Genomic DNA, 13,765 nt, shown 5'->3' with positions numbered 1-13,765 from the left:
GCGAGGATAGCTTTAGCGTGGGCGGGCACTTTATCGCAGACGACGCGCAGGATCTAGTTATCTATGATCGTCGCCACTCTACCGCGGCCGTGCCGATAAACAAAAACGCCGTCATCACGCGCAACGTCGATGCTAGAATTTACAGCGTAAATTTGCGAGGCGAATATAATTTCGCGCGAAATTTCGGGCTAAAAACTTCGTTATTTTACAACTACGGACAAAACAAAACCGATGGCAGACCGCTCTATCAGATTCGTCCGTTTGAGGCAAATTTGGCCTTTGATTACAAAGATTACGCTAGCTTTGGCAGCTACAACATCGGCACGGCGGTGCGCTACGTAGCAAAGCAAAGTAGAGGCGACTTCGATAAATCCACTGGCTTTGGCATCGACAAGCGTGAAGCGGCTAAAAGCTTTGCGACGATGGATGTTTACGGCGGATTTGAGTTTAAAAACAGCTGGGGCGTGAGGCTTGGCGTGACGAATATCTTTGACAAAGATTACGCCGAGTTTATCAGCGGCGAGCACGTAGGAGCGCTAGATCCCGATCCGGTGGTGCGTGCGCCGGGGAGGGCGGTGTTTGTTAGCTTTCACTCTAGCTTTTAAAATTTGAGCGGCGGCTTGTCTCGTGAGCGCTTTTGAGAGAGATTTGAAATTTTAAGTCTGCGGCAGACTACTTGTCTAGCCTTGACTTAAAATTTCTGCACAACTCTCAAAATCATCTCACAATACTTCGCCTTAATTTTTTACGCTCAAATTTGAAGTCAAATTTGTAAATTTGACTCGCCGAGACCCGTACCGCAAAAACGTAAATTTAAATTTGCAACGCTTTGCGTCAGCAAAGCTATGTCGCCACCTCTCACGTGCAGTGGGGTTGGTGGGGGTTTGGGGGCGGAAGGGGCGACGCTCTACTTCGCTTCGCTCGTAGCTGCAAGCAGACCGTAAGTAGAAACCCCTTCCGCCACCCAAGAAAAAAATAAATTTGAGAGCTCAAATTTAATGAACCAAGTCAATAAAAAACCAAGATTTAAATCAAGGTTTTATATTTAAATCTTGGATATAATTATCAAAAATGAGTTGAGGTAAGCTCAAATTTGCCTCGAGTAAATTTAGCATTTTCGCGGTGCGGGTCTGAACCGTCCAAATTTAACGCAAAGCCAAATTTAAGCGCTCGGCGGTGCGTAAAAATTGGCGGACAGCGCGGCAAATTTGAGCTCAAATTTAACCGCGAACAAAAGCGAAACGAAATAAAATTTAAAATCTTAATACAAGGAGAAAGTTATGAACAGACGAGGATTTTTAGGACTCGGCGCGGCGCTTGGCGCGACTACGATGGCTCCTAGCCTTTTTGCGAAGGAAAACTTTACGATGTGGGGCGCGCCTGCGATCCCTAGCGTGATAATGGCTGTAGCAAGCATGCAAGGCGAGCTAGCCAAGACGCACGACGTGAAGCTGCGCATCTGGAACACTCCGGACGTCCTGCGCGCTGGCGTGGCTAGCGGCGATATCAAGGTCACTATGTCTCCCTCAAACGTCGCTGCGAACCTGCGAAACCAGGGGTTAAATTTCGCAATGTTAAATTTGCTTACGCTAGGCGTCATGAACGCGATGATAAAGGACGAGAGTATCAAGACGCTAGAGGACTTCGTCGGTAAAAAAATCATAATGCCGTTTAAAAACGATATGCCCGATCTCGTGCTACGCGCGCTTTGCAAGAAACGCGGCATAGACGCGAGCAAGCTTGACATCACGTACACCCAGACTCCGCCTGAAGCGGTGGGGCTGTTTATCCAAAAGGACTACGACGTGCTTATCGTGCCGCAGCCTCTTAGCGAAGCGACGATTTTGCGCGGTAAAAAAGCGGGCGTAGCTGTGCATTACGGGCTTGATTTTCCTAAAACTTGGGGCGAGAGCTTTAATGCCAAGCCATACATCCCGATGGCGGGTATCATCGTAAACGTGGACTACTACGAGGCAAATCGCGCGCTTTTTGAGACGCTACACGCCGATCTAACGAGCGCGCTAAAATGGATACTAGAGAACAAACAAAGCGCGGCTAAAATCGGTGCCGAGTATTTGCCGGCTCCTGAACCTGCGCTAGCCGGGGCTTTTGATAAAGCAAATTTAACCGTAACAAAGGCGCATGAGTTGCAAGACGACGTAATGGCATTTTTTGAGCAAATTTTTGAGTTTAATCCAAAGTTGCTCGGCGGTAAAATGCCTGATAAGAGCCTGTTTTTATGATACTCGTCGATAACGTCAAAAAAGACCGAGGCGCGTTTTTGAAGGTCGCAGACTACCTTTGGGGCGGCTTTAGCGGATTTGCGACGATCGCGCTTATCATCGCGCTTTGGCAGATCGGCAGCGAGCTGGGAGGGGAGTTTTTGCTTCCGGCTCCGCAGGCTGTTTTCGTGCGGGCGTACGAACTTTTGGCGGATTATAAAAACAGCGAGATAAACATCACTCTCGTGCGCTCGCTAGTAGGCGTCGGCACGGCCTGTGCCATCGGTATCACGCTGGGGTTGGTTGCCGGAGCATATAAAAGCTTTGCCGCGTTTTTAAAGCCGGTTATCACGACGCTGCTTTCTATGCCGCCTATTATTTGGATCGTTTTAGCTATATTTTGGTTTGGGTTTGGAAACGCGAGCACCATCTTTACGATCATTATCACGGTTTTGCCGCTAACCTTTGCTAGCTCGATGGTCGGCATGATGAGCGTGAGCGAGGAGCTAAAGGAGATGTTTGACGCCTATAAACTAGGCGTTTGGAAAAAAATTCGCCACCTTTACGTTCCGCACCTAACCAGCCATATCATCAGCTCGCTAAGCGTCGCCGTGGGCATGGGCGTAAAGATCGTCATCATGGGCGAGCTGCTAGGTGCAAACGACGGCATGGGAGCCAAGATCGCGAGCGCTAGAGTGATGCTAGATACCACCGAAGTGATGGCCTACGTCGTGCTTACTATCGCTATCATTATGCTTTTTGAGTACCTGGTTATCGAGCCGCTAAAGATCACGCTAATGCCGTGGAAAAGGTAGTTTGCTATGCTGGAACTTCAAAATTTAGAATACGAAATTTTACGCGACAAGGTCGTGCGTGATTTTAGTTTAAAGGTCGGCGCGGGCGAAGTAGTGACGCTATTTGGCGCGAGCGGGTGCGGTAAAACCACGATCCTGCGCCTGATATCGGGGCTTATCGATCCGCGCAAAGGTAAAATAATCAATAAATTTAACAAAACAACCTATCTCTTTCAGGAAAATCGCCTGCTCGAGTGGAAAAACGCGCTCGAAAACGTACTGCTTGTGATGGACGAACCCGATGAAAAGACCGTGCTAGAGCTCTTTGCTAGGCTTGGGCTAACAGAGAAAGACGCGCTAAAGTACCCTGACGAGCTAAGCGGCGGTATGCGCCAAAGAGTGGCTTTCGTGCGGGCGATCGTGACAAAGCCTGATTTACTGCTGATGGACGAGCCGTTTTCGGGACTTGATTATGATATGAAAGAAATCTTGATAGATATCGTCGCGCGTCGCGTCGAGGATGGCATGAGCGTCGTGCTGGTGACTCACGACAGGATGGAGGCAGCCAGGATGTCTAGTAAAATTTGCTTTTTAGCAAGTAAGGGTGCGGTGATCGAGCGCGAGCTGGAGCTAGAGCGCGCCTTTTCGCAGCGTGATTTTGCCTATGCTAGCGGCGTGATAGACGAAAATTTTAAAGGAAAAATTTATTATGATTAACGACTTTTTCACCCATCCGATGAGAATTTTTTTCCTTACGAGTGCGGTTTGCGCGGCGCTGGGCGGGGCGATATTTTTTACGCCCGTAGACTTCGTTAGCTGGCATAAATTTATCTTTTTGCACCTGGTTGCGGCCCTTGCGTATGCGGGATTTTTGCTAACGGGGCTAACGGACTGGACGAATTTTGGCGGTGGGCTAAAAAAGCACGCCTACGTTATGTTTTCGTTTTTTGCGGCGAGTTTTTTTAGCGCGTTTTTTAGCCTGTTTACGGCTCATTTTTTTATGGTGCTTTTTTGGGCGTATCTGGCGGGGCTTTGCGTTTATATGATCTGGCTTGATAGAAACGACGATCAGCTGGGCGTTTTAGCATTTTTACTCGGCATTTTGGGCTTTGAGATTTATTATCTGCTTAGCGGCGAGGAGAGATTTTTAAATTTACAAATCCACCTACACGTGATCGCGATTTTGCTTATATCTTTTCGCGTTAGCGTGGTGCTTGGCAAAGAGGCGCTAAACCGCGAGTCCGGTATGCAAGACGCGGCCTTTGTGCCAAATTTCGTCTATAAAAACATCGCGATCGTTAGCGTTTGTGCGTTTTTGTTAGTTAGCTTGTTTTTTGAAGGCAGCAAGGCTATAAATTTCGCCGCGATAGCCTGCGGTAGCGCGATTTTAGCTAAGCTAAAAGAGTGGCACTACAAGGAGCTTTTGCGTCATAGCTTCGTGATTTATTACTACTTGATGCAGCTTTTGCTGGCCGCGGCGTATATCCTTTACGGCGCGAGCGGGATTTTGGGCCTGGGGCTAGAGACAAATATGCTGCACGTCATCGCGCTAAACGGCATTATTTTTAGCATTATGCTTATCTTTAACATCGCGGGTCTGCGCCACAGCGGGCAGGAGCTTGAGTTTTTATGCCTGAGCAAGATCGCCTTTGCGCTAGTTATCGCCGCCGGTATTTGCAGGGGCTTTTTGGCTTACGTTTGGAGCGGATTTTATATACATCTGCCCGCAACTCTCATCGCCGTAGCCTTTACGCTTTGGTTTATCGATTTTTATAAAATTTTTAGAGATAACGAGTTTAGCGACGATCCGGAGTAGATTTATTTTACGGATTAAATTCGGCTTATTTTAGCGCCGTAGAATTTTGCCTAAATAATGCCGAATTTAACCCTCCGAATAAAACAAATCGCCGTATTTGCCTTGCAAAGCCGTATTGTATTTTGCGGCTTTTTCGAGCAATCAAATCGGCAAACGAAAAAGTAAAATTTTACGCATGGAATCCCCTTAAATTTTCGCGTTATCATAGCCGTTAAAACCGAAAATTTATATTAACTTCGCTAAAATCGTTTTTTAGCGACAAAAATACGAAAGGAACGGCCGTGGCGCTACGAAACACTCTGCACTATCTGCTTTTAAGCGAATATCTAAATCCGCAAACGCTACAAAAACTAAACAAAGAACAAAGTAAATATAAAAACGCCTACGAAACGACGCCGGATAAATTTACCGATGATTTTTGGCATTATTTAAAGCAAATGAAAAGCGTCTCGGAGCTTGCAAAAAGCGGAAACAAAAGGAAGTTAAGCATCGAAATTTACGGCGGGATTTTCGAGCTGGACGAGATAGCAGACGAGATAATAAAACAAAATCCGAATTTACAAACTAGCCAATTTCGTCAAAGCCAAAATCAACAAGCCACGACCTATTTTGTAAAATTTAAAGGTGATTTATCCGTCAAAAACAAAGAGGAAAAAGTTAAATTAAGCACGCTCGTTAGCGAGCCCGATTTTAGCGAGCAAGATACTAAAGAATTAGAGCCCGTATGCGGCGAAAATAGCGGATTTAACGTTGATTTAAATAGCGTATTTTTATCCACCGCGCCTTGGGCGGCGGCAAATTTTAGCAAACCGCAAAATTTAGATTATAAAAATTTCGAAGCTCTAAAAGATAGCATAAAAGCCCAGATAGAAGCGCTAGGCAAAAACGAACGAAGTCTTGGCGAAATGGTAAAATTTATCCACGGCGAGTTTAAAAAGCAGTTGAATTCGCCGCTAGTAAGCGACGATCTTCGCGTAAATATCTGCCTAGAGAGCAGCGTAAAAAGTAGCAGCGACTTGCTTAATAGTTTTTATTTGGGCGAGACTAGTCTGGCTCTAAATGAGGGCTTAAATAATAAGAATTTACAAACGATTTTTGACGAAACGGGCGCAAACGATATAAAAATAGGGCGCATAGATATGAGAGATAGCGCGAATTTTGGTACCGTTTTTTCGATGCTAGAACCCAAAAACTACCCGCTAGGCGCGTTTGCTAGCGAATATATGCTAATTTATTCGCAACAAATCGCCGTAAATAATATAATAAAACTTTTTAATGAGAAAAAGGGCGGCATTTATAGCGTAAACGGGCCTCCGGGCACCGGCAAAACGACGCTCTTAAAAGACGTGGTCGCCGGCGTGATCGTGGAGCGAGCAAAGGTTTTATCTACGCTAAAAGAAGACGAAATTTTCGAGCGCGGCGTCAAGCTAGACGGTAGCCAGTACCCAGACTTTTATCCGCTAAATCCCAAGCTAAAAGGCTTTGAGATCGTCGTGGCCTCGTGCAATAATAAAGCCGTAGAAAACATTAGCGCAGAGTTGCCTAAGCTTGATAGCGTAGATAAGGCGTATTTGGGCGAGCTTGATTATTTTAGGATGCAGGCTACGAGGCTGCTATCGGCGGGCGCCTTAGTAGAGTGCCAAAAAAGCCAAATTTCGCAGCCTGCCTGGGGGCTAATCTGCGCTACGCTAGGCAATAGCGGCAACGTAAGCGATTTTAAAGAAAACTGCCTAAACGACTTTTTTATCAATCAAAACCACCCGGAATTCGATGTTTTAAAAACGCAAGGCGCGATAACGAGCTTTAACGATAAATTTAAGGTCGACGGGCTCGTAAATTTACTCAAATTCGGCAAACAAAGCTATGATTTTAAACTAGCGCAAAAAGAATTTAACGAAGCGCTGAATACCGTAAATACGCTACTAGCTCTACTAGATTTCTCTACGCAAAAGTCGCTAAGCGCGCAGCAGAGTAAAGAGGAGCGCGAAAATAGCTCGCCTTTTATGGCGGAAAACGGCATAAAAACCGCCGTCGCGCAGGCTAGGATAAACGTCTTTATAAAAGCGCTAAATTTTACATAAAGCCGCTATCTGGTCGCAAAAGGCGAAGTTGGGCGCAAATTTGGCGGCGTTTTGCGAGCTGGGTAAATTTAAAAAGAAAGAGCAGGTAAGGGAAATTTTAAAATCGCTATTTTTCGTCGTTCCCGTCGTTAGCTCGACGTTTGCCTCTTTTGGGCGGTTTTTTAGCGATTTTGGCGAAAACGATATCGGGCTTTTATTAGTAGACGAGTCGGGTCAAGCAAATATCTCAAACGCCGTAGGCGCGCTATATCGCTCTAAAACGGCGGTAATAGTAGGCGACCCGTTGCAACTAGAACCGGTAGTAACTCTACCCGAAAATTTAAACGACGTGCTGCTTGGCTATACCGGAGCGTCTAGGGAGTTTAACGTAGCGACAACTTCGCTGCAAGCGTGCGCGGATAAAACTCAAAAAATAGGCGCTTATATCGGTCAAACCTGGGTCGGTTCGCCGCTCATCGTGCATAGACGCTGCGATAATCCTATGTTTAACGTCGCAAACGAGACGACGTACGACGGCGCTATGGTCTGGGGCAAAGGTAAAAATAAAAACTCGCTCGCCAAAGCGGCAAGCTGCTGGATAGATATAAAAACGAGCGTTTGGAGCGGCAACGGCAGCGAGGCCGAGCTGGCGGCGGCGGATCAAATTTACGAATCGCTAAAAACGCTAATCGGCGCAAACGCAAGCGAACATATAAAAATCATAACGCCCTTTACCGACGTCGTAAAGCAAAGCGCGGTCTTGCAAAAACAAGGCAAAATACGAATCAGGGCAAACACCATCCACACCATGCAAGGCCAAGAAGCCAAAGTCGTTATCTTTATCCTAGGCGGAGCTAGCGCGGGCGCAAGAGCATGGGCGTCGGCAAAGCCGAATTTACTAAACGTAGCTCTAACGCGCGCCAAGGAGTATATCTATATCGTCGGCGACAAGGACGCATGGGGCGGATTAAACTATTTTAGCGTTGCGGCTAGAGAAATTTAAGAATAGAAATTTAAACGAAATAGCGATAAAATTATAATTTAAAATTTAAAGGAGCCAAAATGTCAAATATCTTAATCATAGGTGCGGGCGGCGTGAGCCAAGTCGCAACTGTAAAATGCGCGATGAACGTGGACGTTTTTAGCAAGATCACCCTTGCTAGCCGTACCAAAAGCAAGTGCGACGCGATCGCTAAGTTTATCAAAGACCGCCTAGGCGTGGCTATCGACACCGCCCAGATCGACGCGGACGATACCGATGCCGTGGTCGCGCTCATCAAAAAAACGGGCGCCGAGCTACTACTAAACGTCGCGCTGCCGTATCAGGACCTAACCCTCATGGACGCATGCTCTCGCGCCGGCATCCCATACATCGACACCGCAAACTACGAGCATCCCGATACCGCTAAATTTGAATACAAGCTACAATGGGCGAAGGACGAGGATTTTAAAAAGGCGGGCACCATGGCGCTGCTGGGAAGCGGCTTTGATCCGGGCGTGACCAATGTATTTTGCGCCTACGCACAGCAAAATCTCTTTGACGAGATCCATGAGATCGACATCCTGGACTGCAACGCGGGCGATCACGGATATCCGTTTGCGACGAATTTTAACCCCGAAATCAACCTGCGCGAAGTAAGCGCAAAGGGTCGCTACTGGGAGCGCGGCGAGTGGAAAGAGACTGAGCCGATGGAAATAATGTTTAAATGGGACTACCCCAAAGTCGGCGTCAAAGATAGCTACCTGCTCTATCACGAGGAGCTAGAAAGCTTAGTAAAAAACATCAAGGGGCTAAAGCGAATCCGCTTTTTTATGACGTTCGGACAGAGCTACCTAACTCACATGAAATGCCTAGAAAACGTCGGCATGCTACGCATCGACGAGGTCGAGCATAACGGCGTGAAAATCGTGCCGATACAGTTTCTAAAAACTCTACTGCCTGATCCTGCGTCGCTAGGCCCTAGAACGAAGGGTAAAACCAACATCGGCTGCGTGATCCGCGGGCTCAAGGACGGCAAAGAGCGTCAAGTCTATATCTACAACGTCTGCGACCACGAGGCTTGCTACGCCGAGACGGGCGCGCAGGCCGTGAGCTACACGACGGGCGTGCCTGCGATGATCGGCTCGATGATGGTGGCAAAAGGCATTTGGAGCGGAAAAGGCGTCTTTAACATGGAAAATTTCGACGCCAAGCCTTTCATGGATGAGCTAAATAGGCAGGGATTGCCGTGGGAGATGATAGAGATGAAGCCAGGCGAAAGATACGAAGTCTAATTTGGACTAAATTTTTAAATTAAAAATAAAGGAGTGAAATATGTGCCAGGATGATTTAGTAGATTTTTTGTCTAGTTTAGACAAAAAATATGTTGATAGTTTAATAGATATTATTACAGATAACGGTACTGGTAGGGTTGCATTGGATTTGGCAGTTAAAGATTTTTTAGTTTCTGAGAAAAATAGTGAATTAAAATCTCACTACAAGGGGACTATTAAAGTTTTACTAAACGAATTTTATCAATTTGGCAGTAACTCATTAATGAATGTAGCTAGAAGCCTTACGACTAAAATAAAATCTGTTGATTATTACGAAATATTAAATGATATATATGAGTTGTTTATTTCTAAAGACAACAAGCTTTCTTATGAGCAAAAAGAACAAGAAATTTTGTTATTTGTTTTGGGGAAAGAATGGCAACAAATATCATTTGAGGATGTACAAAAAAAGTCTAAAGAAATTGATATTAAGTTTGGAATAAGCTCTGATAAAAAAGGTAAAACTTTTACCAACATAGCATCAAAGTTTAGCACTTTTGTTTTTACAAAAATAAATCCAGTCATTGCAGCAGGTGACGCTATTAGGCAGATATCGTCTCCTGCTCTAAGGATTATTGTGCCTTTTACGATTCAACTAATGTGGCTTAAAAATAAATCTCAAGATTTAAAAACCATATTTGCTATACCACAGCCAATTAAGAAAAATGGTATAGAAAAAAACATAAACCAACAAGAATCAAAAAAGGATTATAATATTTCGAAAAGTTCTGTGTTTTTAAACAACGCCACTGGAGTTATAACCTCAATGGAGCTAGCAAGCGGTAATTATTTACAATGCACAGTAAGTCCAGAGCTTTTGGCTAGCGTTAAAGATAATCCAAGGCTTTTAAGAGGCGTAATAGTAGAAAATGGCAAGATAGTAGAACATGCAAAATTTTTCAAACCTGAAAATTTAGAAAAAATCGTAACTTCTGGTGTTTTATTTAATGCGTTATCTACTGTGGTTGCACAAAAACATTTGGCAGATATAAGCAGCAAACTTTCATCAATACAAGATGGTATAGACGAGATACTAAAAGATATAGATTTTACAGAACAAGGCAGAATAAACGCTGCTATTAAAAATTTAGAAAAAGCATCAAAAATCAGCGACATAAAAAACAACCAAGTGGTATTAAATAGACTACAAGATGACGCAAAAAATTTATCTATGCTTTATGAAACAATTTTTCTAAAAATAAAAGACAATATACAAAATATAAAATATATTGACATGACAGATAAAAAAATAAATCAACTTTTTATAAAAATACATAAGTTGGTTGAAAAATATGACTCTTGTATAAAAATTTTATTAAGCATTTATACAATATTGTTTTATGCAACTAGAAATGAATTGTTTTATCAAGATATAGAAGGTATTAAGCAACAGATAAATGATTTTAATGGTTTGTTGAATAATGTTAAAGGAAAGGATGGTTTGTTGCAGTCAAATAACCTAAAATTAGCCAATGAAGCCTTTTTGGAAAATAGAAAACAAGATTTTCAATATATTTATGATGGTTTAGAAACAGAGTTCAAATTGGTTAACAGGGAGTATACATTAGCACTTGCTATTGAAAATAATGAAGTTATAGACTGTAAACTTGTAGAGTGATAACGTAAAGGTCTAAGTGATCTTTACGTTGTTGTTTGTTTCTTTTTTTGTACGTTTGGCGCCTCAAATTTCCGCTGTAAAATTTTAAAAATTTCGTGCTTGGATAGCTCGTATTTGTCGTATATCACGGCATCATCGTCGCCGGTAGGCTGTATAAGTCCATCGGCTGCTTCGCGGTCTAGCTTGCCTTTTTTAAATTTTACGTTTAAAACGCTAATTTTACGGACTGCACAAATGTATAAATTTGCCTCCTTGCAAAATAGGCCGGTTAATAAGCAAAACCGGCCGAATTTGATCTAAAAAGGCAAGACTACTCCGCCGCCAGCCGTTTGCTTGACTACGTTATCTTCGCGTCCGCCCGCATCGGTGCCGACCTTTGGCGAGCCGATATTAGAGCCTTGGACTAGGCGGCAGATATCGCCGGCCTTAGCACTGCCTGAGACCAGCTTTAGATAGCTCATCTTAGGCGTTACGCGCGTAACCTCGGCCTTGGCTGTCATGGTCTCTTCTTTTCCGACGACTTCTTTGGTGTACGGGTCGATTACCGTTTGACCTAGAGAATACACCTCATAAACGTCTCCTTGCCTTAAATTTTGCGCGATAAGTATCTCATTGCCGGAGACGCTAGAGATTTTTAGCGGATAGATGCTAGCTATGATTTCATCGGTTACGGCTTTTGCTATGTCTTGGACGGCCAGGGCGTAGGCATGGTCGCCTTTGACGCTAAAACTAGCGGCTATATCGTTTGAAAATTTAACCTGTCTAGTCGCCATCGCTAGCACTCTGTAGTGGATACGCGCGCTAGCCTTTTTGCCGCTTGCCTTACCCGTAGTTATGGTGCTTGCCTTACCTTCGCTAAGGCTAAATTCCTCCAAATCAAAAACCAAGAGATAATCCGCGCCCAGTACGTTTCCTAGCTTCAAAAGCTCCTCTTTTGCGGCATTACCGCTGCTAAGTACGGCTTTTTCTCGGTAATACGCATCGCCGTTTTCCCTATCTAAAACCGTAAATTTACGCGTCTTGGTTATCGCCGTTACCAAAGAGCGAGTTATGTCGTCCGCGACTCGGATACTGCTTTTGTATTCGCCGTTTACCTCAAACGAAAAATCCGATACGTATCCCGGCATAACCGCTAGCCTGCGGCGATTATTCGGATCAAGGCCGGGAGTTTTATATTTTTTTGAGACGCTGGTTTTTTTGATCTCTACGGCAACGTTATAGCCGTCCGGAGTCCTTACGTTTTTTAAAACCTCATACGAGTCGAATCTCCCGCCGGTTTGCTTTGAAATTTGATCGCTATAAATTTTTTCAAAATCCCTATCTTTACCGTCTTGGATCGAACTCGTCAGCATAAAAGTACTAGCGCTTAGCTTTACGCCGTTCATCCTACCGACGGCATCGGCTAGAGCTTTACTTAAAGCCTCGTCGTAGCTGGCCCCGTAACCTTCGCCGTTAGCGGTGCTTACATTGGTTTTCGTTATAACTTCGGCATTTAGCAAAGATACGAAAAGAGTAAAAGCAAAAATTATCTTTTTCATGATCGCCGCCTAAAAATCGTCTACGCTTAGATTATTGCTTTTCTTGACTCCGGGAGTCGCTTTTTTATTACTTTTTTTCTCGTTAGTTTGAGTTTTTGGGTTAAATTTTTCATTCGCCGCCTCAATACTATCTCTTGAGTAATATCTAATTACGCCTACGACCTCGTAGTCGTCTTTATCCACGCTCCAACTTCTTACGTCTTCGACGCCGCGTAAATTCATAGACGATGAACTACTAAATTCCTGCGACATCTCTTTTATGATGGCATTTGTTTTTTTCTTTTCCGGCGCATTATAGTTCGTAACGTCGTTTTCTCTCGCAGCCTTCATCATGGCTTGTACGGTTTTTTGCTGTACCTTAGTGTCCTTGATAAAGGCATTGACGTTAGAATTTAAAAAATTAGAGATAAATTTATCCGCCATACCGCGAGCTCTTTCGCTGCTTTCTTTTCGGTAGTCTGCGTTCATCCCTTCTTCTTTAATAAAAGAATCCATACCGTAAGCTAGTAAACTAGGGCGGCAGTTTTCGTTGTAGAAATATTTCAATCCAAAGGTGCTTAAAAGCTCTTCGTCGCTAAGCGCATCGGCTACTTCCGTAGGATCTTTACATTGCTCTTTATTTTCCGTCTTTTTAGATTGTCTGCCTTGTTTTAAATCCCTTGCTAATTGGATAGATTTTTCCGTAGTGTAGGCTAATACGCCTATTTCGATTTCGCCGTTATCTTTAGTAACGATAAAATTTGCATACGGCACAAGACCTTCTATGCTATCAAAACCGCTTTTAACAAAGCCGTCTGAATAAGCTTTGTTAAATATATCTTTAGTTACTTCGACCTCTAGCCTTTTTTTCTCCGCTTCCGGCTTATCTTGTACGGCTTTAGAGATTATACCAAATACCATGCCAAACACTCCGTCCATATCTTGTTCGGCTTGCATTTGGGTTAATCTTTCGTCCGATTCCTTTTTTAACTCATCTTGCAAAATCGTATCCGGTACGGTTTTATTATAGTAGCTATAAGCTTCTTTAACGGCGACACTGCCGGCCTTTGACAACGCGACCTGAGCTTTTAGCTCTAAAATAGCTTGATTATAAGCGTTAGTTAGATAATCATAATACTGAGGATCGTCGGTTCCTACGTCTATAGACGCCGTTTGTTTGTAGACGGTTGCTTTTATGCCGTTTTTCTTAGCTTTTTGCTTTAGTTCTTTTTCGGCATCGCTTAGTAGCTTTTGCATATTTTCTTTTTTAGGTTTTTGTGCGTCGTTTACCGTTTGGGATATCTTTTGATCGTCTATGCTTTCTAGTTGCTCGCTTTGTTCATTTGCTTCTTGCGCATAACTTAAATTTAACGTCAAAGCCGTAGCTACCGCCAAACTTAAAAATTTGATATTCATATTTTTCCT

General features: G+C 43.9%; 11 protein-coding genes. 9 read left to right on the top strand and 2 right to left on the bottom strand.

The features are described from left to right. The 9 genes from RYL88_RS02915 to RYL88_RS02875 form a co-directional block, all read left to right on the top strand. Nucleotides 1-605: TonB-dependent receptor (locus RYL88_RS02915; protein ID WP_314988889.1), on the top strand; the 605-nt coding region annotated here is incomplete at its 5' end. A 675-nt stretch (nt 606-1,280) separates the two neighbouring features. Next, nucleotides 1,281-2,243 carry an ABC transporter substrate-binding protein gene (locus RYL88_RS02910; protein ID WP_314734827.1) on the top strand — a complete coding sequence of 321 codons (963 nt, stop codon included), beginning with the start codon at nt 1,281-1,283 and terminating at the stop codon, nt 2,241-2,243. Next, nucleotides 2,240-3,037 (top strand): ABC transporter permease subunit, encoded by a 798-nt coding sequence (locus RYL88_RS02905; RefSeq protein ID WP_314988888.1) that lies wholly within the window; start codon nt 2,240-2,242, stop codon nt 3,035-3,037. Before RYL88_RS02910 ends, RYL88_RS02905 begins: the two co-directional genes overlap by 4 nt. Before the next feature lie 6 nt (nt 3,038-3,043). After that, on the top strand, nt 3,044-3,733 hold the full coding sequence (locus tag RYL88_RS02900; protein WP_314988887.1) for an ATP-binding cassette domain-containing protein: 690 nt from the start codon (nt 3,044-3,046) through the stop codon (nt 3,731-3,733). Then, nucleotides 3,726-4,832: an NnrS family protein gene (locus tag RYL88_RS02895; RefSeq protein WP_314988886.1), complete on the top strand. Its 1,107-nt coding sequence runs from the start codon at nt 3,726-3,728 to the stop codon at nt 4,830-4,832. Before RYL88_RS02900 ends, RYL88_RS02895 begins: the two co-directional genes overlap by 8 nt. Before the next feature lie 281 nt (nt 4,833-5,113). Then, entirely contained in the window at nt 5,114-6,913 is a 1,800-nt protein-coding gene (locus tag RYL88_RS02890; protein WP_314988885.1) for a hypothetical protein, read from the top strand. 28 nt (nt 6,914-6,941) lie between these two features. Beyond that, nucleotides 6,942-7,895 (top strand): AAA domain-containing protein, encoded by a 954-nt coding sequence (locus tag RYL88_RS02885; RefSeq protein WP_314988884.1) that lies wholly within the window; start codon nt 6,942-6,944, stop codon nt 7,893-7,895. A gap of 59 nt (nt 7,896-7,954) precedes the next feature. Next, nucleotides 7,955-9,166 carry a saccharopine dehydrogenase family protein gene (locus tag RYL88_RS02880; RefSeq protein ID WP_314988883.1) on the top strand — a complete coding sequence of 404 codons (1,212 nt, stop codon included), beginning with the start codon at nt 7,955-7,957 and terminating at the stop codon, nt 9,164-9,166. Nucleotides 9,167-9,206: 40 nt separating this feature from the next. Beyond that, entirely contained in the window at nt 9,207-10,823 is a 1,617-nt protein-coding gene (locus tag RYL88_RS02875) for a hypothetical protein (RefSeq protein WP_314988882.1), read from the top strand. A 296-nt stretch (nt 10,824-11,119) separates the two neighbouring features. Here RYL88_RS02875 and RYL88_RS02870 read toward each other — a convergent pair whose 3' ends face one another. Both RYL88_RS02870 and RYL88_RS02865 read right to left on the bottom strand, forming a co-directional pair. Then, nucleotides 11,120-12,361, bottom strand: a complete 1,242-nt coding sequence (locus RYL88_RS02870; RefSeq protein ID WP_314988881.1) for a CsgG/HfaB family protein — start codon at nt 12,359-12,361, stop codon at nt 11,120-11,122. Nucleotides 12,362-12,370: 9 nt separating this feature from the next. Continuing rightward, on the bottom strand, nt 12,371-13,756 hold the full coding sequence (locus RYL88_RS02865) for a hypothetical protein (RefSeq protein WP_314988880.1): 1,386 nt from the start codon (nt 13,754-13,756) through the stop codon (nt 12,371-12,373). Nucleotides 13,757-13,765 lie beyond the last annotated feature (9 nt).

It is taken from the genome of uncultured Campylobacter sp. (assembly GCF_963517995.1).
In the GTDB taxonomy this organism is placed as follows: domain Bacteria; phylum Campylobacterota; class Campylobacteria; order Campylobacterales; family Campylobacteraceae; genus Campylobacter_A.
Note: the sequence above shows the minus strand (reverse complement) of the source record. Positions and strands in the feature narration are given on the sequence as shown.